Consider the following 24,491-nt stretch of genomic DNA (forward strand, 5'->3'; position numbering starts at 1 on the left):
TCCTTTTAAATACTAATTCTAAATTTAAATCCCCTTAAACTGTCTCATCAAATACCAGTATCCCAATACCGAAGTAAATAAAAACACAACTACCGTTGAGATAGCAGCCCCTATCGAACCATAATCTGATATTAATATGATATTAAGAATAACATTTAACACGCCTGTAATAACAGATAGATACAACCCGAATTTCACCTTTTTCATCATTACCAGTATATTACCTATTGGAATTCTAAAAGATGCAGCAATAAAGTAACCGATTGACAGAATAATGAAAGGAATAACAGCATCTTTATATTCTTCGCCAAAAGCTACTTCAATAATCTGCTTCGAAAATACAACTAAAAAAACAGTAATCAACGCATTAAATATAACTAAATACTTTGTTAACTTAATGAAATTACATTTAATCCATTTCATATTATTATTATTTCGAGCAAAATAAGGGTAGATAAACACCATGATAGACATTGGAATAAAGTTCAACGCAAAAGGTATCAAAGTAGCTGTCTTATAAGACGCGATTGTCGATACATCAGCAATTATAAGTCCGATAATAAAAATATCTATGACATATAACATTTGAGCGATAGAGTTATTGAACGATTGCGCCAATGAAAACTTAAGAAATTCCATTTTATCTTGATATATTAATTTTCCTGATTTGAATACATCTTTTGTTACATCTTTAAGAATTACTATGCCTATTAAGATAGTCAACAAATAAGCAAAGTATCTAAATAAAACAACACCCAGCGCTTGGAATAATAAAGCACCTATCACTGAAAACACAAAAACTAATGCTGTGTTTGTTGTTGTTAACAGTGAAAAGTCTTTATTCCTTAATGAAGTTCTAAAGTAAATCTGAATGCTCTCCATAATAAACATTATTAAAGGCAAAGCACACATAGCAACAATTATCGGTCTTGCCTCTTCAAACTGAACAGGGCCAAATATACCAAAAAGAACAAAGACTATAGAAACAATTATATTAAAAAAAGATCCCAGCTTTAAACCAAATTTAAAATATTCGTTTCGCCTGCTTTGTACATCTGATTCACTTCCAAATTGCAACATCCCTGCAGTCGCACCTAAGGCATTAAATAAAAGGAATATCATCAATAAGTTTTGTGCGTAACTGAAAACTCCAAACTCTTCTTTTGAAAGAAGTCGGACTAAAAATATACTACTTGCAAATCCAATAATTTTATTAATAACATTTGCACCAAAAATATGAAAGAAACCTTTCTGGATCAATTTCCTAATCTTATCTTTCATTATCTTCACCAAAGTATATTTTTAATACAGCTAATAATGTTAGAACTTGGTTCTTTTCTATATTTGTACCATTTCGGAATAAAAGCTCACAATCTTCTTTAAGTTCGCTATAAGAATTTAATCTTTCAATATTGCTTTTATAATATGATTCAATAAACTCTTTTAAATCACTGTTTGTTTCATACCAATAGTCTAATGGGTTCATGTGTTGTTTTGATGCTATTTCCGATTTTTTTATCCCCATTCGTTTTAGTAAAAAATTGAAACTCATACTTGGAACTCTTTTCACCGGAACTTCTCTACCCAAGATGTTAATAAGTGGGTCTGTTATTTTCGCATTTATTTTCTCCCATGCATAATTAGCCGATTGAGGATACCTCGCTAATATCCATTTTTTATAAATGTAATGTTTATATCTATATTTAACAGGAATTTTAAGACAATAATCCATAAAATCTACATCACAAAAAGGTGAATAAGTTTCAGTGTGTTCCTGAGCAACAAGAAGCCCCTGGTTCGCACCATTAAAGCCTCTTGCATAAAATTTATAAATTTCTTCATTCTCGTAAGCTGTTTTTATCTCCGGTATTTTATTGGAGATGATTTTCGAATATGCACCTTCACTAGGATCATAGTCTTTTGACTCCTTTAAAGAATTATAAAAAGTCCCTATGACAACGTCACCCAACATGCCCGTATGAACTAAACCCATTTTACTGAAATCAATTAGGTCTAAACAACTTTTTCCATGGGCAAGCCCATAATATAGTGCATTTCCGTATGACATCTTCACTACATTATCAATATCCTTCAAAAATATACCGTTGTCTAAGGACTTAAATATCCATTCGTGCTTTAGATCACTAGCGATTTTTTTAGGTATAGTCTCATCTAAATAATCCGATTGTGAAAAAGTATAGTTAATGATATTCTCACTATACCCCATGTCATAAGCGACCCATGTTGTCATCCTTGAATCTAATCCACCACTTAAAGCCACTAAATGTTTGTATCCATATTCCTTGTCTTTTTCAAACGCTCTTGATACCGCTTGTCTAAATAACCTATCAATATTTTCAATGATTTCAGATTCAGATTCCTTATCATTTGGGGTGTTATCTAACTCATAATACTTTATAATTTGATAACCATTTTGATTTGACAATATATAATGGCCAGGTAGAAGTTTATGAAACTCTTTAAATAAAGTCTGATCTTCTAGCATGAAACCAAATGTCAACATAAAATATGCTGCATCTTCATTAAGATAATAACCAATATTATTTAAGTTAAAATAATTCACCAAATCATTCACTTCTGATCCAAATATTAACTCGTCATTGTATATAGAATAATATACTTGTTTTTCCCCCATATGATTTGTATAAATTAGCTTTTTATCACTTTTCTTATCATAAAAAATGCCTGAAAAACTTCCTCTGAACTCATTGAAAAAAGTATCTCCGCATTTTTCATACATTACAGTAACCGCTTCAAAAAAGCTCTTTACATTATATTTGCTAATTAATTCATGTTTGTTGAGAATTACTCCTTCAACCAACACAAAATAATTATTATCTTCTTCAAAAACTTTGTCCTCAATAAATTTATTAACGGTTCTTCTCTCTACATAAAAATCTGTGAACAGTTTTTGGTCCTCCATAAGGCTTTGGTTTTTGTTCACGCCAAATAGATTACCTTCTCTGATTTCACCTATTTTCCCCATAAATCCCGGCACTTTATCAACCTTCTTTTTTTAAATTCACCTTTTGAAATAGAAAGATTTGAGTAAATCTACAACTGATAAAATATGAGCTTCTTCCAAGCCATAGAATAAAGGTAATCGCAGTAAACGTTCACTTTCAATCGTTGTATGGATATTTTCCCCGTAAAATTCACCGTATTTCAATCCTGCCTCAGCTGTATGCAGTGGGATATAGTGAAATACAGTTTGAACGCCTTTTTCTTTTAAGTATTCAATAAGTGCTGTTCTCTCGTTAAGATCCCTGCACTTGATATAAAACATGTGGGCATTGTGTTCACACATCTCTGGAACAACCGGAAGTCTAACATAACCTTCCTTCTCAAGCCCCATTAAGGCGCTATAGTATAAATCCCAACTATTAAGACGCTGATTGTTAATCATATCGGCTTCTTCTAACTGAGCAAACAAATAAGCTGCATTTAGCTCACTTGGTAGATATGAGCTACCAATATCAACCCATGTATATTTGTCAACTTGTCCACGAATAAATCTGCTACGATTTGTTCCTTTTTCGCGGATAATCTCAGCTCTCTCCATAAATTTTTCGTTTTGGATGAGTAGTGCTCCACCTTCACCCATCGAATAGTTTTTTGTCTCATGAAAACTAAAGCAACCAAGATCACCTATTGTTCCCAAGGCTTTACCTTTATATGTAGACATTACTCCTTGCGCTGCATCCTCAATTACATATAGGTTATGGCGCTTAGCAATCTCCATGATGGTATCCATTTCACAAGCTACACCTGCATAATGAACAGGAACAATGGCTTTTGTCTTATCTGAAATAGCAGCCTCAATTAAGGTTTCGTCTATATTCATCGTATCCGGGCGAACATCAACAAATATAATTTTTGCTCCCCTAAGAACAAATGCGTTAACCGTCGATACAAATGTGTATGATGGCACAATAATCTCATCACCTGGTTGGGTATCGATTAAAATGGCTGCCATCTCTAATGCATGTGTACATGAAGTTGTTAAAAGCGATTTGGGCGTATTAAATGTCTCTTCAAACCAAGAATTACATTTCCCCGTAAAAAAGCCATCTCCACTTATTTTCCGATTACTTTCAATTGCTTGTTTTATATAATCTTGTTCTTTCCCAACATAGGGTGGGACATTAAATGGAATCATTTTACTGCTCCTTTTATATAATAGTACCAATGATTAATACTATGAATTCTATAACCATTTTTAATATATGCATTTACTGCATTTATATTGGTCCCTTGAGTAGAAATCACAACAGTCTGTATATTATTTTTAATAGCGACTTCGTCTACATAATTTAAAAGTAATTGAGAGATACCTTGACCTTGGAAGTCTGGTAGAACTCCCAATAGACCAATTTCAACCTCAGATTCACGAATACGATAAGTAACAAATCCAGACAACTCATTACTACTAAAATATCCAATGCATGCATCGTCCATCTTGCCAGCTATACTGTTTATCATCCATAAATAATAAAACTCATTTACTTTTTCTTTCGAAAAAATATCAAACCTTGAATTTCCTCCAAATAGCTCAAAGTAAATATTTTCACAAGGTTCCAAGTTCTCCTTTGATAAATTCTGAAAATCAGAATTATTCATCACAACTTCGTCAAACTTATTTTTCTGCAAAGTTATTTTACTTTCTTTAAAAGAAAAACCTCTTCTTTCTAACATATTGATAGAAGATACATCACTTATCTCGCATAAAGATTGAACAATAAAGTTTTTCTTATTTGGTAATTCGAATTCACTATTCTCATTTACATCAAGATGAAAAATATCTATCCCCCAAAAGTCTGAATCCCAATCCAATTTCCGCATATTACACCTTCTCTCTAGAAGAATTATTGTATTTAAATATATATCTCCAGCATTCTACTAGTTTATTTTCAGAAAAACACTTTTCAGTATTTTCAATATTAGATATGCGATCAGTTTCTTTCATTGGAGTTAGAAGAAAATCAATATCGTCAGTAATACTATAGATTTTTAATTTATGGTCTATGCAATAATCCCACGTTGTAATATCTTCACGAATATAAACTTTCTTCCCTAAACCAAGTAATGTCGTAATATTTCCAACTGCCTGCTGTCGATTATGATTAAATATAGCAACATCAATTTTAGAAAGGATATTTAAATACTTGTCAAATGACATGAAATTTAAAATCGGTTCAAAATTGTCGCCGAATAACTTTTTTCCACTTTGCACTACTTTTTCTGCATATTCCTTGTCACCATAAGATAGGGGGCAAATAATATGGATATTATCAAGCTTTAAAGTGTTTAGTTTTTCAAATACCTCTAAATGATTGTTTGATGGATCCGCGGAGTTACCTACTTGGATGTGAGTAATGATTGCATCTTCAGTTGTCTTACTAATGGGGATATCTGTATATAAATTACTTGGATACAAAAAGGAATAGTAATATTTCCCTTTCACACCATACCATTCTTTTGCTAATTCATAATCCCCCTTAATATGAGTTATCAGACCACTCATCCTTTTTATTACAGATGCCCTTATAAACTCTTTCACCTTTGCTTTAATGGTTGGACGGGGTTGTTGATAAACGTATAAATCCGCACCCCAAACAATCCAATAACATTTTCTTAATAGCCATGGTTGAAAAAAAAGGGCCACTACAATTCGTATATCGAATAGACCATGTAAGTAGACTCGATCTACTGCATATAAAGCTTTCAAAAACGGTATATTCCAAGCAACTTTATCAAATTTAATCAAATTGGCATATCGATTTTTAATATGATCGGTTGCAGTGGTCTTAAAACAAAAAAATTGATGTTCACTAAATCCGAAATTTAAATTCACAAATTTTATATAAGGTTCTATAAATTTTTCAGTATTTGTAATATGTAGATGTTTCATAAAAAACTCCTTTACAAAATCACTTGATGTTTACATAATATAATGTCTAAATTTCAGATGTTATATATACCATACGCTGTTAGACTAGCCTAAACCTACTAAACGGTGAATAAACACCCGCAAAGTATAAAATAATAATGATGTTATATAAACAAAGATAAATAATAAATAGTATAAATACTATTTGATTTTTCTTTGTTAAATATTTAAATATTAGTTCTTTAACGATGAAAAAGCTGCCCATACTAAACAAATAATTCAATCTTAATCCAAAGTTTTCAGCGTTAAATGCCGTTAATACCAAAACAAGGATACTACCTATTATTTGGGAGTTCAATAATAGAAAATAAAATTTATCTTGTTCTATACTTTTTCTATACCTCAAAGCAAGTATATTAACTACTACTATTAACACGACTATGGAATATGTAAACAGATACCATAGTACTTCATGTAAGTTATTCATAAAGTTAATGTCGTCGCTACTATAAACCAGGTAATATTGGAACTTGATTAAAATAGGACTTGTAAAAACAAGGTCTGATATGTAATTCTGTATTATGTTTTTACTAGCAAACGCAAGTATTCCAAGTGTAACAATACTGATTACATAACTTTTAATTGTCCACTTCATCTTCAAAAAAGGGCGGATTAAGAAAATGGCAACGTTCGAGTAATGAAATAACGTAGAGATTGAACTTTTTAAATAAAATCTTGAATTCCTATCCTTAGAGAGAGAATATATAGCACTTAAATATATAGCTGCAGCAAAAAAATGTCTGATCGTATCAACAGGACCTCTCAGTAAGTTCATCAGTAAAAATAATAATAACGTGAAAAACGGAAGTGTTTTTTCTTTACCAATTATTATTAAGTAAATTAAATATAACGGTATAATGGCACTTATAAAAAAGAAAAATTGAGTTCCTAGTCCCATATCCTTTATGATAGAAATTAAAATGATAAATCCTGGTTCTAAATGATTATCGAACATATTTTTAAAAAGATCTAAGTTTAAATTAACCGTATCTGTATTTATAAACATATTTTCGTAATTTTCATGATCTAAACCAATAACTTTATTTCCACAAACTAATGCAATAAGTACTACTAAACATAAAATAATCTTCTTCTTTATATTGAATCTAATTTTCTTTTCCATAAAACTCAATATAAATACAATACCAATAATCGAAAATAGTAGAAATATGTCTAAAAGTATTCTCATTTAAAACCATTCCTTAACATTATATTCACCGAAGTACTGAATTTCTTTCCCCTAAACCACTACTGTCCGTTACGCAAAAAGATAATTTCTGACTATACGGTTTTTTTATAATTCTAAAATTCGTTCAGCAATCATTCTGGAATCAAAAGCTTTGCACGGATTGTATTGAACTGGGTGCTCAATGATTTCTTTTATGATTCGCTCAATATCTTCTTTGTTATTCTCACAAAAAATGTATCTATTATATGGTTCTAAGTAAGTTCTAATTGTTTCTTTATTTTCACCATCAAGTATAATCAGTATGGGCTTATTTGTCGCAGCATAGTGATAAATCTTCCCTGGTATTTGTGTTCCAACCTTATTTAATACACATACTAGGAGATCTGCTTTTGCTTCATATTCTGAAATATTACCTCTTGGATATACAGTGATATTTTCTTTTTCAGCAAATTCACAATCAGATTCTCCCATGATGATTAAATCTATATTTTGTCGCAAATGATCACATGTAGTATAAAGTGGTTCTAGATTTCTAGATATTTTCATATATGCTCCAAAATAACCAATTAGAAATTTCGCATTCTTAGTTTCTGGATAGATTCTTTGTTCTCTATAAGGAATTGGAACAAAGCTCATTTTTTCAGCTAACTCAGGGAATGTCTGTTTCTGTGCTTCATATGTGCAGGGGGATACATAGATAATCTGATCTGCATCTTTCAATAACTTCCGCTCAATACTGCGCAAATATAAATTAGGATATATGCTACGGTTCGTTATATCCATCGCCATTGGGTCTCCCCAATACTGAATCCACTTTTTATATTTTAAACCTTGGTTCATCAAATTAATTGCTGCAATATGAGAAGTTTTAGGGTCAGATGAAGATATTACCAAATCATATTCTTTTTGATTCAATCTATTTATATCAATTTGTTGAGCAATTTTTAATGTGTGATCATAGATCGTTACTTTATGATACACTTTACGTAAAATTGAAATTGCTAGACTTTTGAATACACTCTTCCCACCATTTTTTACAGACGTAACCGTATTATATAAATCATTTCCCTTTAACTTAATAATATTAAATCCATCTAATTTTTCATTTTTATTAACAGCCTGCACATTTTCACTCGCAGTGATCGTTACAAAATCTACTTCACACTTATTAGATAATAATCCATTTACCAATGCTAGATTTCTCATCATGGCCGAATTATTTGCTTCAACAGGAAACATACAAATGAATAGTACTTTCATTTTTCTTTCCTCAACCCCACGAATATAGTATTTTATAGTTATTCAGCTTCTACGTTTAGATTTCATTCATAAAAAAGTCTTTAATATTCTTCTGATAAACCTTATTCTCGTCCTTGATTTCCGATAGTAATAAATCGCACCTCTTTTCAAATGCTTGTGGATTGTGATTTATGTAATAATCATATAGTTTGTTTTTGTATTCTTTATCTTTAAGATCTAAACTTATACCCACATCATTACTTTTTATTAATTTACCCGAATACGTATTTATGTTTCCAAGAAATGGCTTTCTATACAATAAGCCATCATAAAATTTATTTGCTAAAGCTAGATTGTTAATGAAGGACTCCGGGTAATTATAGCAAATAAGATGTAGCCCTTTTATCAAGTCTTTTTTCTGAGTTTCTGAATACTCGCCCGTAAAAATAACATTATTCATGCCAGCCGAGTAATCCTTTAATTCTTGAAGATTTTCACCCCCACCATGGGCAATAAATTCAAATCGGTTATCATTCCCGAAAATATCCATTAAGGACTTCATATAATCTGACTCTCTTAGACCGCCTATATACCCCACAACTACCTTTGAATTTCCAATCTGGTTATTGCTTGTTAGCGTTTCAAAACTTGAACAGTTATGGGCCATAACATAATTATCATATTCCGGTAGAACTTCAAGAAATCCCTTAGACGATATGCTCGTGAAAGACGAATTAATAACTATTTTCTTTAAAATTGATTTAAAGGGTTTGAAAAATTCAAAACTTGCATCTCTATAATCAAAAATGTATTTATTTTTATATTGATTACAAAGCTCTTTTAAAATCACGACCCCTGACATCGTCGTTAAAACAACTAACTTTTCATAGTTCTTATTATGAATAATTTTTTTTGCATATTTTCTAAAACGATAGAAGTCAGCAATTTTATAAATCGGTGATCGTTGTTCTTTTGAAGGATGCTTAAACACATGATGCGCTTGAGCATTCGACTCTACTACTTCTGCTTGAGTATTCTCAGATCTATCCCATGATATGATTTCATAATCAATGGCTAGTTCATCTAGACAGTTTGTATAATTTTTCAAATATGGACAACGGTTAATTGAACCAATATAAATTATCCCAATCATTTTTTGCTCCTACGTAAGTTATTTTCTCAATCATTTATTGGACTTCCAAGTACATCTGCTATAGAAGTTACATTCCTTAGCAGTTCGGATAAACCATCAAAGATCCTCAACTAAATGGTTATAGAAATCTGTGAATATTTTTTTCCTGTCACCATGATTTTCGATATACTCCATTCCTTTATCTCCCATGCTTTTCAATAAGTCATCGTTAGAAATCAATTCATGTAATTTTAAACTTGCTTCTTCATGATGATTAAAATCTACATATACACCGGATCCTACCTCCTCTATAATATCCTGAAATTCTCCCCAGATTCCTGAAACAATTGGTTTTCCTAGAGCCATATATTGAAACAACTTATTAGGTCTTACAAGTTTAAAACTCTCTATTTTCATTAAATTAGTTAAACATATATCGGCATGTACCAAGTAATCAGGAACAAGATCTCCTGGAACAGGATTTTCAAAATAAACATTGCTCAAACCTAATTGTTTAGTTAACTCAATTAAATTTGCTTTTTGTTCGCCGTCACCAATGAAGATAAATGAAACTTTTTTGTCCGTTATATTGTTTTGGCTTTTGTCATTAAAATCTTTAACCGTATTTAATACAGCGCTTAAGTTGTTTGCTTTGCCATGTACTCCTAAATACATAATCTTAAAATCATTCTTCCACTCTTTATTCTCAATTAATGAATCATCCAGTGCTTTGTTAAAATAACTTTCAGTATTTACACCCAATGGAGATATCCACATTGGCTTTGAATCGACCTTTTCTTTAACATAGGTTAGCATTCCTTCAGATACAGCCGCAATGCCATCAGCGGAGTTATAGAGGTAATCTGCCGCAAAATTCATATACTTAATTACTAGTTTATTTTTCATGCCCATATCTTCTAAAAATAAAGGCCAAAGATCTTCTACATCAGCGACTAATTTTATCTTTCTAATCTTTGCAGCTATAACACTAAAAATCGTAACAGGCGGGATAGTAATGATAATATAATCTATATTTTTAGAGAATAAAATTTTAATAGCTGTTATTAAATCAAACACTGTTATATTTAATTGTCTCATCAAAGAACTTTTTTTGTATGGAGTACTTTTTATTTTGACTATAGAGAAATTATTTAGTTGTTTTTCAGATTGAAGTTTAAGTTTACCTAGACTCTTATCCATCTTTCCTATGTAATGACTATATCCACAAATCCAAAACTCTGATTTACAGTTATAATTATCAGCAAAAAACTTTGACATCTCATAGTTTTTTGTGGGACCTGGCATATCAGGTGTTACTCCATAATGATTAATAGTAATAATTTTTTTCATTAAACATTTCCCTTCCATAAATGGTAAACTTGATGGCAGCCAACCTGTTTACATCCAACTTTATGATAAAAGTTAATTGCACCCATATTTCTAACTTGGGTACCAACTCTAATTTCATTTATGCCACGTTGATATGCTGTATATTCTAATGCTTTGAATAAGCTGGTACCAAGACCACTTTTAGTGACGGTTTTCGATACAGCAATAAGCTCGATTATACAAGCATTATCCGAATACGAATGTAATAGAAAACCATTAATTCTACCATGTTCATCATTAGATAACGCAAAAAACTTATCCTGATTATCAAATGAATTTATTAGCCACTGACGATAAAGTTTGTCTCCTCCACGCATAGCTAATTCAGGATCCTCTGTAAACTTCGAAAATTTAAAATCTGCCATTTCAATGACCTGATTGTTTCTTTCTAGTGCACGATGAACTGTTATATTCACGGGTACCTCATGTGAATCTTCTACTTTTTTCATGAACTGGATGTTCACGTCTGCTAAAAACGCTGAAGTATCCTTGCCGATTATCTGTGCATTAACAGGCTCTGAATTATTATTTACAATAGATAAAAACTGATATTCATTAAACTTAGTTTTCAACTCTTCCCATTCATGTGGATTTAGCGGTTTATTCAGAATGACTTTGGCACAAGTAATACCAAAAAACTCTGCATCCCATTTCAAGTCATAAAACTCCACATTGTTTTCTACATTTCCTCCCATAAGACGACCCATCCTTTTTCAATCACAAACCGGAATTGTTTGATTTAGTACTTTTATCAGTTACAAATACATCCTCACGTTTCAAAACAGATCCCGCTGTTTTAAAGAATATTCTAACATCGAGCCACCACGACAAATGGTCTATATAATAAATATCATTTTGAATTCTTTCTTTCCAAGGTACAGTGTTCCTAAAGTACGCTTGGTTATACCCAGTAACACCAGGTTTAACTTCTAGTTTCCGTTCTTCATTACCCTGGTATAATTCACTATGCTCTGGTAAATCTGGTCTCGGACCAATTATGCTCATGTCGCCCTTAATAATATTTAATAGTTGTGGGGTCTCATCTAAGCTTGTCTTACGAATGAAAATCCCGATTTTTGTTAGTCTTGGGTCGTCTTCTGCATTAAAAGTTGATCCATCTTCATTTCTTAAGTCAGGTGCATTTAATTTCATGGAACGTAATTTGTACATCTTAAATATTTCCCCGTTCTTACCTAACCGTGGAGCATTATAAAATATTGAACCTTTATCTTGAAAATAAATAATCGGTCCTATAATAACCAAGATGATTAACCAAAATGGCAGAGCTATTATTGCTAGTATTAAATCAAATACTCTTTTCAATAAATTTTTATACATACCTACACCCTACCTTAAACTTCGTTCATTACCTTTTTAAAAGTTTCAATAACATATTTCACATCTTCATTACTCAATAAAGTATGAAGTGGCAATGTAATCTCATTCTGATAAACATCAAATGCATTAGGATAATCCTTAATATCAAATCCCAAATTCTTATACGCTGTAAACATAGGTAGCGGTTTGTAGTGAACATTAGACGCAACCCCAGCTTCTGCCATCTTAACTATTATTTCATTTCTCCGGTTTTCATTAATACCCGGTATCCTAGCTAAATAAAGATGTCCTGAGGAAGCAAAGTCCTCACCATAATGCTGCAAACTTTGAATCCCTGATAGTAAAAGAGCTGTATCATACATCTCAATAATTTCTTTACGTCTTTTTAATAAATTCTCGTATCTATTTAACTGTACCAAACCAAACCCAGCCATTATATCAGTCATATTACACTTATAAGCAGGATACATAATGTCATATTCCCATGCACCAATTTGTGTTTTTGCCAATGCATCTTTAGATTGGCCATGAAGACTATACAGCATATATTGTTTATAAAGCCATTCATCATCTAATCCTACATCATTTCGCCAAACAGCAGCACCACCTTCAGCTGTTGTTAAATTCTTAACTGCATGGAATGAGTAGCAAGTAAAATCTGCAACTTGTCCACATTTCTTACCATGCCTTTCAGCACCAAAAGCATGAGCAGCATCAGTCATAATAATGACTCTATTAAATAATGATTGAAGTTCACTATTAGAATTAAATAATTCTCTTTTACTCTCTACTATCTCGTATAAGGTATCGTAATTACACATTTTACCGCCTATATCTACAGGTATAATAGCTTTTGTCTTATCTGTAATGGCATCCGCAAGTTTTGAATAATCCATCTCAAAAGAATCTGTTGCAGTATCAACTAGTACAATTTTTGCTCCTACATGATCTATAACAGAAGCAGTTGCCGTATATGTATATGCTGAAGTGATAACTTCATCGCCAGGTCCAATACCTAAAATACGAAGGGTAAGTTCCATAGCAGCTGTTGCAGAATTTAAGCATGCTGCCTTATTTGTACCAACATAATCAGCTATTCTTTTTTCAAACTCTTTTGTTCTGGGTCCAGTTGTAATCCAACCAGACTTCATTGCTTTAGTTACTTCCTCAATCTCTGCATCCGTAATATCCGGAGGTGAGAAAGATATATTTTTTAATTTATTATTAATCATTGTATTTACCTCGCTTTTTTCAAGTATTGATTTTTAGAATTAAAAAACTTTAATAGCAGTTTAGTACTTAATTGGATCCCAGAGTTCACCTATCCAAACAAACTACTAACCTTCCAAATACAAAATCACACTAATCTGTATACCTACTAAGCAAACAAACACTGAATTTGATTTAAACTTTTGAATCACATACGTCAATTGGAAATCTCCAACTACTCCAGTCTTCTGATTTTCTAAGTATAAGAAGATCTCAGGAGTCAAAGCGGGCCTTCCCATAATTACAATATACGATGGAACAGTCTCCTTAGAGTGTTTCATTCACAAAAATCTCACCCTGTTTTGTTCGTCCCTCTTGAACTGAAGGCTATACAATTTCATCCCGATGAGTATCTTCACCGGGAACATTATTACTTCTTTTGTAGACTTCCCATAACCGCATTCTCTAGAGCCACTAACTTCTCGCTACTACTTTCCATCGACTCACCCGTCACCGAGAAATACACCTTACACTTCGGCTCTGTACCCGATGGGCGTATACAAAACCACGATCCATCCGTAAGTTTATATTTCAGTACATTCGACTTAGGTAACTCAATCGCAGTTTTCAATCCAGTGACCACCTCCAGCGTTTCACTAGCTGCGTAGTCCTCGATGACCGCTACCGCTACACCATTCACATCTGTAGGTGGATGATTTCGGAAGGATGCTAGAATTCTTTCGATTTGTTGTGCTCCATCTTTTCCTGTTAACGTTACAGACCGTGTAGACTCTTGGTGATAACCAAATCGTTCAAATAAGTCCATTAGTCCTTCGTATAATGTCTTTCCTTGCGATTTATAGTGAGCTGCGACTTCTGCCACGAAGACAGCTGACTGAACTGCATCTTTATCTCGTACGAAATCTCCGATTAAATAGCCGTAACTTTCTTCATAACCAAAAAGGAAGGAGTACTCATTTGTTTGCTCAAATTCATTAATCTTTTCAGCAATAAACTTAAACCCTGTTAGTGTGTCAATTGTCTTCATACCAAAGTTAGAAGCGATTTTACGTCCCAACTCAGAAGTGACAATCGTTTTCATCACCACGCCATTAGCGGGCAAGTTACCCTTGTTCTGTTTCTGCTCAAGTAAGTAATGGAGCATCAATGCTCCAGTTTGATTGCCTGTTAGGACAACATAGTCACCTGATTCGTTCTTCACTGCCACGCCGAGTCGGTCCGCATCAGGGTCCGTTGCCAGTAAGACATCCGCATCGACTTTCTTGCCATACTGTATGGCTAATTCAAATGCGGCGTGCTCTTCGGGGTTCGGAAACTGAACCGTCGAAAAGTCAGGGTCTGAGTTTTCTTGTTCTTTTACAATCGTTACATTAGTAAAGCCATATGATGAAAATGCAATACGAACAGGCTTATTCCCTGTACCGTGTAAGGCTGTGTAGACAATAGATAGCTCTTTATCTTGATTTTTTTGGCTCAGTAGAATGGTACCTAACGCGTCATTATACGCATGGTCTATCTGTTCACCGATAGTTGTAAGGAACCCTTCTTCTATGAGTTTGTCTTCACTACTAACTTCAATCGTCAATTCACAATCAATTTTGTTCATTTGTTGAACAATTATGTCAGCTGCATCAGGAGGTAACTGCGCACCGTCTTCTGCATATATTTTTAAACCATTATATTCGGGTGGATTATGACTTGCAGTGATTACAATCCCTGCAAGTGCATGTAAGTACCTAACAGCAAATGACAATACCGGAGTTGGGTGCAATTCATCGAACAAATAGACCTTAATTCCCTGACTTCCGACAGTTTTCGCTACTTCAAGCGCAAACTTTGGAGACATATGCCTGGAATCATAGGCAATGACCACACCACGATCCTTAGCATCTTTACCTTGTTCAACAATATAGTGTGATAGACCTGCTGCTACTTTTCGAACTGTATAGATGTTCATTCGATTCGTGCCTGGACCAATGATTCCACGCATTCCACCAGTGCCGAACGCTAACTCTTTGTAAAAACTGTCTTCCATCAACTTTTCATCATGCAGATTTCGCAATAACTCTAATCGTAAGCTGTCTTCCTTAGGTAGTTGCTCTATCCACTGATTCAACTTTGATTTCCATTGCATTTGTCATTCTCCTATCAAAAACAGACATACTCTATTAGGGGTGCCAGGCGCTGCCACCCGGTGCAATTTGAATCAAGTGCAGGCGCCGTACAGGGGGTAGCCGAAGCAATAAGACTGGCTCCGGCTTATTGTGGGAGGCATGCCCTGAGCGATTCTATTGGGCTATCTCTATGTATGACCTACTCTTCTTTTTTCTGTTCCTATTAAACAGTCGTAAAATTCTTTGTAACCACAGGAACCTTCCGATTGGCTAGCCCAATAAGCGTTTCCTTCAGCTCCCTATTATCCATCTCAAGAAGCTTACCAATCACAAACTCCATCTCCAACCCACTAACCGGCTCAGCCTTCCCAATAAAAATCTTCGGAAATACATACTCACTCTGCCGTTCATTCTCATTCAATAACTCTTCAAACAACTTCTCCCCAGGCCGTATTCCTGAGTACGCAATCCCAATCTCTTCCTCACTATACCCAGACAACTTGATCAGGTTCTTTGCCAAATCCACAATTTTCACCGGCTCACCCATATCAAGCACAAATACTTCTCCACCTGCTGCAAGTGTCCCCGCCTGGATCACAAGTCGTGAAGCTTCCGGAATCGTCATAAAGTATCGAGTCATCTCAGGATCGGTAATCGTAATCGGACCACCTTTTGCAATTTGTTGCTTAAACAAAGGAACAACACTTCCTCTTGAACCTAATACATTGCCAAATCTCACAGCCGCGAATTTGGTTTCGCTTTTTTTCGCAAGGTTTTGAACAATCATTTCAGCGAAACGTTTCGTAGCACCCATGATATTGGGTGGATTGACTGCTTTGTCCGTTGAAACCATTACGAAGTACGGAACGCCAAATGTATCTGCTGCTTCCGCAACATTCTTCGTGCCGAAAATATTATTCTTAACAGCTTCCATTGGGTTTGCTTCCATTAAAGGAACATGTTTATGCGCAGCTGCATGGTACATAACATCCGGCTTATACTCGCTAACGATGTCGAAAATACGCATCCGATCTTGGACGTCTGCAATAATTGGTATTATTTCTGTATGTGTTGAAACTTTTTGTCGCAGTTCCATGTCTATATTGTAGATAGAGCTTTCTCCATGACCTACTAGTATCAACCGACTTGGCCAAAATTCACTTACTTGTCGACAAATTTCCGATCCAATGGAGCCACCCGCACCTGTGACAAGTATTGTTCTACCTGTGATCTTGTCCGCGATTGCTTTTAAATCGAGTTGGACTTCATCTCTACCCAACAAGTCTTCGATTTTCACGTCTTGCATATCATTGACGGACACTTTGCCTGTCATTAAGTCTTCAATGCGTGGAATCGTTTGTGTTTGGATACCGGTTTCAATACAAAGTTTCATTAATTCAGCCATTTGATGTTTAGCCATAGATGGAATGGCTATAACAATTTTCTCGATTGTCTGTTCTTTGACAATGTCGGGAATATCTTTCGTATCACCGACTACTTTCAACCCAAATATTTCGAGTCCATGTTTCGCATGATCATCATCTACAAAAAGGATGGGTTTCATGCCAGATTCAGGGTTTTGAAGCACTTGTCGCACGATCATACTGCCAGCTTGTCCTGCACCGATGACCATTGTTCGTTTTGATTCGGCCCCATTATGAAGATTGACCGTATCTCGCATAAGCCGCCACGATAATCTCGAACCACCGATTAGTAGAATATGTAGCATCCATGTAAGGGAGAGTGCTCGAAGGTAAATATCTTGAGAGATAGCAAATTGGACAGTTGCAACAACCGCAATCGTTAATGTCACGGCTTTGAAAATCGATTTCAGTTCACCGATTGATGCGTAGGACCATGCTTTTCGATAGAGCCCATAATGCCATGCGAAGGTGTGGTGCGCAATCTGGATTGCAATGACGCTGATGAGCAGCATCTTGTTTGCAAATACATTGATGTTTGGATGCAATATGAAATAACCGATGTAGATCGAGAATAGAACGATGAGTGAGTCGACAACAAACAACAACGTCATTCTTTTTTTTATTGTCATTAGGGGCCCCTTTCTTTTTATTGAGTGCATTGCCGAAAATGAGACTTTTTTCTCACTTCCAATAAATCGTATTTTATTTTTTCTGTAAAACTAGTATAATAGTCTAACAGTATCCCACTATCCAATTAAATGCCACCATTTTTTACATTCAACTATACCTGGTTCCAACAAAATTAAATCTTCATTCGTCAAGATTCGAGCATTGTTTTCAAGTAAAATATCCACTTGGTCATGATGTTTGTGTTTTTCTAGAAAATCAAGACCCTTACCGTAAAGAAACGGACGTTTGACTGCATTATGTACATCAGAACCATAGGCATGGACAAGATTCGCTTCGACGAGTTGCAATGACAGCCTTTGTACCGATTTACCGAAGTGTCCTGCAAGACTGCCAGCTGTCACTTGGGATAATGCGCCATGACTAACGAGTCGTTCAAGACGGCTTGGCTTTTCAGCGATCGCACGGTTTCTTTCTGGATGGGCGATGATCGGCACTTTGTTTAAATTCAAAATACCTTGGATGATTTGTACCGTATATGCGGGAATCCCTGATGAAGGGAGTTCGAGTAATACATACTTCGAATTTGCGAGCGTAAGGGCTTCACCACTGTGCAACTTTTCAATAGTGGACTCTTGAATTCTTATTTCCTGTCCAGCATGTAATTGAATCGCTAAGTCCCGCTTTTTTATTTCTTTCGATAACAGCTTGATTTTTTCAAGTACTACCTGTTTTGGCACATTATAGTGTGGATTATAAGCATGTGGTGTTGCAATTATATCGGTAATTCCCTCGGCAATAGCCACTTCAATTAGTTCCAACGATTCGGATAGTGTTTCCGGGCCATCATCTACGCCCGAAAGGATATGTGCATGCATATCAATCATCTTTTTCCCCCACTTACAATTAGATAGTTAGAAAGAATAATAGTATAAAAGTCTAGACGCTAAATCTCAAATTAGTCACTTAGTCATGATAGTAGAATAATAGTTTTATGACCAAAAAAAAGAATAGGGATTACTCCCCATTCACTCGTCAGTCCCGTAGTATTGAGAGTAATAATGATCCTTGTCGAGTGTGAAATTGTTCAGCACAGCCCCAAGGATATTTGCTTTTGACGAAATAAGTGCGTCTTTCGCTTTAACGATGGCCCCTTTTTCGGTTTCACCAGCGCTTAACACAAGGATTGTCCCTTGACATTTATTGGACAGGATTTGTCCGTCTGTGACCGACAAGACAGGAGGTGCATCAAAAATGACAATATCGTAGAGTCCTGTCATTTCCTCCATCACCTTATTCATCGTCTCTGATGCTAGTAACTCCGCTGGATTTGGCGGAATCGGTCCACATGTAATAACATGCAAATTGTCGATTTCGCTCATTTTCACGACATCTGAAACAGTTGTTTTACGGGTTAATAGATTTGAAAGACCAAGTGTATTTGTCATGTGGAATGTATAGTGAACGGTTGGTTTCCGCATGTCTGCATCGACAAGAAGTACACGTTTGCCTTCTTGCGCGAATACGACAGCCGTATTCGCTGCAACCGTGGACTTTCCATCTCCCGGCGAAGCCGAAGTAAAGAGAAGCGTGCTTAAATCTCGGTCTGGCATCGAGAAGTTGATGTTGGTCCGAAGTGTACGGAATTGTTCCGTTACTATTGATTTTTGATTGGCGTTTGTCACGAGTTTACGCGCGACTGTTTGGATAATTCGTTTCTTCTTTCGTTTCACCACCATATTACACCCTCCTCCTTCTTTGTTCGACTTGCACTTTCGTTTGTTGAATCTCTTTATCTGAAATTGGACTCACTAAACCGAGAATCGGTAGTCCCAGCAGATCTTCAATGTCTTGTTCCGTTTTAACCGTCGTATCCAGATATTCCAATAGAAAAGCAACACCTACTCCGAGCATAAGACCAATCACTGCTGCGATTGCCATATTCAGTTTCGGGTTCGGGTTAATGGGTGACGGATTTTCCGCTAGTTCCGCTTTTGCGAGAATGGTAACGTTGTCGACGTTCATAAGCTTAATGATATCTTCTTGGAAAACGGAAGCAATCGTATTAGCAATTTCCACTGCTTGACGTGGATCAGGATTTTCAACAGCTACGGTTACAACTTGCGAGTTTTGCACACTATCAACTGTAATGTATTCATTTAAATTGCTAGTTGTCATATCCAAGTCTAGCTCTTCTATCACTTTTGAAAGTATGGTAGGGCTTTTAATGATGACATTGTATGTACTAATAAGTTGCAAGTTTGCTTGAATGTCTTGAGCGTTGACTGACGTCGTTTCTTGTTTCGCCTGGGTGATAAGAATTTGTGTCGACGCCTGGTAGATAGGTGTCAAAATCAAGAAACTGACGACACCGCTTATTGTAATTGCAATTACAGTTATGAATGCAATAAGAGATAGCCTTTTTCGGAGTGTTTTAAACAGCTCCTGTAAACTAATTGTTTCTTCCATTATGTATTTGTTCTCCTTTACCATTTCCCTAAATTTTGATAAGCTTCGTCATTATAACACAATTAATTTAATACTATATATGCAATCTTGTAGATTTGTGGCATAATCGTACTAATTAGTACTTTTGAAAGGAGTGCCCAATGAATATAAAAACAGTTATGGCTTACATAGTTCTTATTGGCTGTATCATTCTATTGCTTGGCAGTTATTCCTTGTGGAAAGACAAGCTATCGTCATTCCACAACGATGCTGAAGCATCAAAACCTTCAAATGGAGCTGTTTCGAAAAGTAAGGGCGATGGTGTTACAGAAAAGCCAGATTCACCAGTTACATCTGAATTCGATGTCGAACGTTTATTGTCGTTAACGGCTAATCAAGATGCTTCGGTTCAGAACGTTTTCAAAAGTCGCTTGCAAGCTGGAAAACCACTGAATTTCCTCATTGTAGGATCGGACTTCATGACTAGTGGGAACCCCGGCTTTTCCAAACGGCTGACGTTGTCTTTAAAAGAAGCTTATGGTGATTTCATAACCATTACAGAGAAGTCATTTGATGGTTCATCTGCAACATTTATAGAGAATCTGGATGAAGAATTTAGCATAGATTCGAGCTATGATGTCGTACTATTCGAACCTTTCACATTAACCAATAATGGTGTTGTAAGAGTTGAGGATCAACATGAACACGTCAAAGTGTTCCAACAAAAAATCCAATCTTTCGTAGGGGATTCGGTACTTGTTCTTCAACCGGCACAACCACTTCCACGTGGTATTTTTTACCCACAAGAAGTACAGGCGCTCCAAACATTTGCTGCGTCGATGGACATCCCTTATATTAACCATTGGACCGAATGGATGGATTCAGAGTCAGAAATGCTGCCAAATCTATTAGATGCAAACAGTTCGCCGACTAGCGACGGCTCCGAAGTTTGGGCAAATGCAGTCTCACACTATTTTGTAGCAAAGTAATTGGAGGAATTGAGAATGAGTCGAACAGGTAAAAAAAAGAAGAAATGGCCATGGATTGTTGGCGGAATCGGAATTGTGTTTCTTGGAATTCTTATATATGGACTACTCGTTTTTAAAGGATTCACAGATACTGTTAAAGAAATTCATGAGCCTATTGATCGTGTGGTATCTGATAAGCGGGTCGAGCCAGTCGTTTTTGAACAACAGGAACCGTTCTCTGTTCTTGTGCTTGGTGTCGATGAACGCGCGGATGATGCGGGTCGTTCTGACACGATGATTGTAATGACAGTCAACCCTGCCACGAAGTCTACGAAAATGGTTAGTATTCCACGTGATACATACACGGAAATCGTTGGCAAAGGGGTAAAGGATAAGCTTAACCACGCTTACGCATTCGGCGGGATTGAAATGTCGATGAATAGTGTTGAAGGCTTACTCGATATCCCGATAGACTATGTTGTACAAGTAAATATGGATAGCTTCAAGGATATTGTGGATGCTGTCGGTGGTATTGAAGTCACAAATACTTTGGACTTTAAAGTTGGTAATGATTCATTCCCGAAAGGTCAGCTATCATTAAATGGCGAACAAGCACTAGCCTTTGTAAGAATGCGTTACGAAGATCCACGTGGCGACTTTGGACGACAAGACCGCCAAAAGCAAGTCATTCAAGCTGTCATGCGTGAAGGCGCGTCCATTAACAGTTTAGTTAACCATAAAAGCATCTTCGGCGCGATTGGTAATAATGTAAAGACGAACATGACGTTCGACGAAATGACTGACGTGCAATCGAAATACCGCGACGCGTTCGGACAAGTTGACCAGCTTTACGTTAAAGAGGGTCAAGGTGAAAAGATGAATGGAATCTATTATTACATGATGAATGACGCAGAGTTGGAAGCAATTACAGGTGAATTGAAGGCTCATTTAGAGTTAAAATGATTCTTGAACTCGCGTAATTCCCTACTTTGGTACGATAAGCATCCCCCGAACTGGTTAACGGTCGGGGGATTTTTTGTTGGGGGAGCTTTCATTCAAACTACGAATAATTTTCATTGTTCGTTCCTGGGTACTAATTGATTTGAACGTCGGAAGGGCCCCTATCTGACCTTTCCTTATGCATGTATTCTTGCATTCAGTATGGTACAATCCACATATGAAAAAACTAATCGTTCTGATCATTGTGCTAGGCGTTCTATTCATTTCTTCTGGGCAAACCTATGAACAACAGTCGCTTATCCCTACACTTGAGAAACGGCTGCCGAATGCGCCGTTCGAATCCTCCCTCGCAAAGCTGGAAGTGCCATATTGGGGCACAACGATTTCAGTTGAGGAACGGGGCTATTATCATTTTGTTGAGTTCCTTTTGAGGAAGAGTGCCCATTTTCTAATCTTTGGTGTTCTTGCCGTTGTAATCTATTTGGTATTACCGAAACATACTTTCCGCACACTGACGGCTTTTTGGGTGACAGCTCTCGTCGCTGCCGGCGATGAGTATCATCAATCATTGACGGGCGGACGGACGCCGACGTGGCAGGACGTCGCTCTCGATATGGCAGGGGCGGCTGTGTTCCTTGTTATTTTACGGATGCTCTTCCTGTTGAAACAGTTAAAATCGAAAAAATCGAGAAAAAAAGCAAGAGCCCGCTGAGAAGCGACTCTTGCTTTTTTCTATTTAAAGACCGGTCACTTTGCTCAATAGACTGTTTCTGCGTGCCTTTTTCGCCGCATTGTATTCATCCACTAAGTTTTGGCGTAGGATTTATCGTAACCGTTTGTTACTAAATCTTTCTCCACTGCTTTGATAACACCTGTGAATACTGCCTCGGGATTTGCTTCAAGCCTCTCTGCTGCACCAACGTATTTATTGTAAAAATATGCGTAGCTGATGCTTTCGCCGTTTGTTAGCGGTGTTGCAGCGATGCTAAAACTTGAAGATGGATTTTTATACTAAAAATTAGATGAAACGCAGCCAAAGTGAGACTTTGGCTGCGTTTTTTATAGGGATGGGAAGTTCTGTTTGGTTGGGAACTTTATTGGTTAGGTTGGACGCTCTTTCGGGTTCGTTGGACACTTCACCGATTTGGTTGGACACTCTCACTGAATGGTTGAACGCTTCATTGATTATGTTGGAGACTGTCCGGTTGGTTGAACACCCAACAGTTGCATCTAGTTCCCTAGCCGAATAATTATCACCATTTTTGTTAAGTACTAGAAGTTTAGCTTACACTCTATAATTAGTTCATATAGTGAGTTATCATTCTAAATAGGATTCTGCTATAAAAGTTTAACTATTGGAGGGATTTACATCAAAATGAACAATTTACTAAGAAAGATATACGCGGCTACTGTTTCTGTGGCAGTTGTCTTGGGAGTGATTGTTACTGCAGTACCTGTCACTACCGATGCGGCTGGTACTTCATTTACAGATGTAAAACCGACTCTTAACCATTATGATCCGATTATGAATCTTGCTGGGCGCGGAATTGTCAAAGACTATTCAAATAGTACATATCGTCCGAACACTCAGCTTACGCGTGGACAAGCTTCGAAAATCCTTGCGCTCGCTTTGAAGCTGGATACGATAAACGTCAGAAATCCGGGCTTTAAAGACATCGACAAATCTAATAGCTCTTATAAATATATAGCAGCTCTCGAAAATGCTGGGCTCATTTCAGGATTCGAAGATAATACATTCAAACCTAATACATCCATGACACGTGCCCATATGGCGAAAGCAATCGATCTCGGATTCAAACTCGAAGGTAAATCGACCAGAAATCCGTTCAGAGATGTAAGTAATTCTGCGTGGTATGTGAATCACGTCAAAGCGCTCGTCAGTAATAAAGTGACAAAAGGAAAGTCTTCTACAACTTTCGATCCGAATTCTAGCATAACCCGTACCCAAATGGCATCATTCGTTGTACGTACTGAGAATATCAAAGTCGCATCCAATCCATTCGAGAAGGCGCGTGCTGAAATTAGAAAAGTCGTTACGCAAAATGGTGTCATTGAAGTAGGCGGCAAAGAAGTTGCTGAATCAAAATTTGATAGCAGGACAAATACTTTAACAATGACTGCCTATAATCTTGATGAAGGGATTAAAGGTATGACCGGAATTAATGTTTTCTCTAGTAAATTGCGAGCGCTCGGCGTGAAAAAAATTAGCATAGGTAATGCTAAAGCTGTCGACCTCTCGCGACCCACTGCAAAAGATACGCTGAAAGAAGACTTCTTGGCCCTTTTGAAACCAAGTACTAAACCTTCAGCGTACAGCGATGTATCTGCAGAGGACGTCCAAGTTACACTTTATTCTAACAAAGACGGCATTCAATTCCGAGAAACTTTTAACGTTAACTTCCACGTGTTTGTTCCAAGCACTAATTGAAGGTCGCCCTATC

21 protein-coding genes are annotated in these 24,491 nt (G+C 36.0%); 4 read left to right on the plus strand and 17 right to left on the minus strand.

Annotation, left to right across the window (positions count from 1 at the left end):
- Positions 1-24: 24 nt before the first annotated feature.
- From FQ087_RS13065 to FQ087_RS13145, 17 genes are all read right to left on the minus strand, one after another.
- Positions 25-1,281 carry an oligosaccharide flippase family protein gene (locus FQ087_RS13065; protein WP_149581031.1) on the minus strand — a complete coding sequence of 419 codons (1,257 nt, stop codon included), beginning with the start codon at positions 1,279-1,281 and terminating at the stop codon, positions 25-27.
- Positions 1,271-3,019, minus strand: a complete 1,749-nt coding sequence (locus tag FQ087_RS13070; protein ID WP_149581032.1) for an asparagine synthase — start codon at positions 3,017-3,019, stop codon at positions 1,271-1,273. The genes FQ087_RS13065 and FQ087_RS13070 overlap by 11 nt, the downstream gene beginning before the upstream one ends.
- Positions 3,020-3,043: 24 nt before the next feature.
- Entirely contained in the window at positions 3,044-4,180 is a 1,137-nt protein-coding gene (gene rffA, locus FQ087_RS13075; protein ID WP_149581033.1) for a dTDP-4-amino-4,6-dideoxygalactose transaminase, read from the minus strand.
- Positions 4,177-4,863 (minus strand): GNAT family N-acetyltransferase, encoded by a 687-nt coding sequence (locus FQ087_RS13080; protein ID WP_149581034.1) that lies wholly within the window; start codon positions 4,861-4,863, stop codon positions 4,177-4,179. The genes rffA and FQ087_RS13080 overlap by 4 nt, the downstream gene beginning before the upstream one ends.
- Before the next feature lies 1 nt (position 4,864).
- Positions 4,865-5,932 carry a TDP-N-acetylfucosamine:lipid II N-acetylfucosaminyltransferase family protein gene (locus FQ087_RS13085; protein ID WP_149581035.1) on the minus strand — a complete coding sequence of 356 codons (1,068 nt, stop codon included), beginning with the start codon at positions 5,930-5,932 and terminating at the stop codon, positions 4,865-4,867.
- A gap of 79 nt (positions 5,933-6,011) precedes the next feature.
- Positions 6,012-7,160, minus strand: coding sequence for an EpsG family protein (locus FQ087_RS13090; protein WP_149581036.1), 1,149 nt, complete (start codon positions 7,158-7,160; stop codon positions 6,012-6,014).
- A 105-nt stretch (positions 7,161-7,265) separates the two neighbouring features.
- Entirely contained in the window at positions 7,266-8,420 is a 1,155-nt protein-coding gene (locus FQ087_RS13095) for a glycosyltransferase family protein (RefSeq protein WP_149581037.1), read from the minus strand.
- Positions 8,421-8,475: 55 nt separating this feature from the next.
- Complete coding sequence (locus FQ087_RS13100; RefSeq protein WP_149581038.1) at positions 8,476-9,552, minus strand: glycosyltransferase family protein; 1,077 nt, start codon at positions 9,550-9,552, stop codon at positions 8,476-8,478.
- A gap of 96 nt (positions 9,553-9,648) precedes the next feature.
- Entirely contained in the window at positions 9,649-10,881 is a 1,233-nt protein-coding gene (locus tag FQ087_RS13105; protein WP_188006743.1) for a glycosyltransferase family 4 protein, read from the minus strand.
- Positions 10,881-11,615 carry a GNAT family N-acetyltransferase gene (locus FQ087_RS13110; protein WP_255452321.1) on the minus strand — a complete coding sequence of 245 codons (735 nt, stop codon included), beginning with the start codon at positions 11,613-11,615 and terminating at the stop codon, positions 10,881-10,883. The genes FQ087_RS13105 and FQ087_RS13110 overlap by 1 nt, the downstream gene beginning before the upstream one ends.
- Positions 11,616-11,637: 22 nt before the next feature.
- The gene (locus tag FQ087_RS13115) at positions 11,638-12,258 is read right to left on the minus strand and encodes a sugar transferase (protein ID WP_149581041.1); all 621 of its coding nucleotides are present in this window, start codon (positions 12,256-12,258) and stop codon (positions 11,638-11,640) included.
- Positions 12,259-12,272: 14 nt separating this feature from the next.
- On the minus strand, positions 12,273-13,490 hold the full coding sequence (locus FQ087_RS13120; protein ID WP_149581042.1) for a DegT/DnrJ/EryC1/StrS family aminotransferase: 1,218 nt from the start codon (positions 13,488-13,490) through the stop codon (positions 12,273-12,275).
- A 407-nt stretch (positions 13,491-13,897) separates the two neighbouring features.
- The gene (locus FQ087_RS13125; RefSeq protein ID WP_149581043.1) at positions 13,898-15,622 is read right to left on the minus strand and encodes a phospho-sugar mutase; all 1,725 of its coding nucleotides are present in this window, start codon (positions 15,620-15,622) and stop codon (positions 13,898-13,900) included.
- Between the two features lie 203 nt (positions 15,623-15,825).
- Positions 15,826-17,655, minus strand: a complete 1,830-nt coding sequence (locus tag FQ087_RS13130; protein WP_149581044.1) for a polysaccharide biosynthesis protein — start codon at positions 17,653-17,655, stop codon at positions 15,826-15,828.
- A gap of 117 nt (positions 17,656-17,772) precedes the next feature.
- Positions 17,773-18,540 (minus strand): tyrosine-protein phosphatase, encoded by a 768-nt coding sequence (locus tag FQ087_RS13135; protein ID WP_149581045.1) that lies wholly within the window; start codon positions 18,538-18,540, stop codon positions 17,773-17,775.
- 141 nt (positions 18,541-18,681) lie between these two features.
- On the minus strand, positions 18,682-19,392 hold the full coding sequence (locus FQ087_RS13140; RefSeq protein WP_149581046.1) for a CpsD/CapB family tyrosine-protein kinase: 711 nt from the start codon (positions 19,390-19,392) through the stop codon (positions 18,682-18,684).
- 1 nt (position 19,393) lies between these two features.
- Complete coding sequence (locus tag FQ087_RS13145; RefSeq protein ID WP_149581047.1) at positions 19,394-20,122, minus strand: YveK family protein; 729 nt, start codon at positions 20,120-20,122, stop codon at positions 19,394-19,396.
- Between the two features lie 140 nt (positions 20,123-20,262).
- Here FQ087_RS13145 and FQ087_RS13150 point away from each other — a divergent pair, with 140 nt between their 5' ends.
- The 4 genes from FQ087_RS13150 to FQ087_RS13165 all read left to right on the plus strand — a co-directional run bounded on the left by FQ087_RS13150 (position 20,263) and on the right by FQ087_RS13165 (position 24,478).
- Positions 20,263-21,090, plus strand: coding sequence for a hypothetical protein (locus FQ087_RS13150; protein ID WP_149581048.1), 828 nt, complete (start codon positions 20,263-20,265; stop codon positions 21,088-21,090).
- A 15-nt stretch (positions 21,091-21,105) separates the two neighbouring features.
- Entirely contained in the window at positions 21,106-22,032 is a 927-nt protein-coding gene (locus FQ087_RS13155; protein WP_149581049.1) for an LCP family glycopolymer transferase, read from the plus strand.
- A gap of 214 nt (positions 22,033-22,246) precedes the next feature.
- Positions 22,247-22,741, plus strand: coding sequence for a VanZ family protein (locus FQ087_RS13160; RefSeq protein ID WP_149581050.1), 495 nt, complete (start codon positions 22,247-22,249; stop codon positions 22,739-22,741).
- A 663-nt stretch (positions 22,742-23,404) separates the two neighbouring features.
- Positions 23,405-24,478 (plus strand): S-layer homology domain-containing protein, encoded by a 1,074-nt coding sequence (locus tag FQ087_RS13165; protein ID WP_149581051.1) that lies wholly within the window; start codon positions 23,405-23,407, stop codon positions 24,476-24,478.
- The last annotated feature ends 13 nt before the right edge of the window (positions 24,479-24,491 follow it).

Source organism: Sporosarcina sp. ANT_H38, from assembly GCF_008369195.1.
Lineage (GTDB): Bacteria > Bacillota > Bacilli > Bacillales_A > Planococcaceae > Sporosarcina.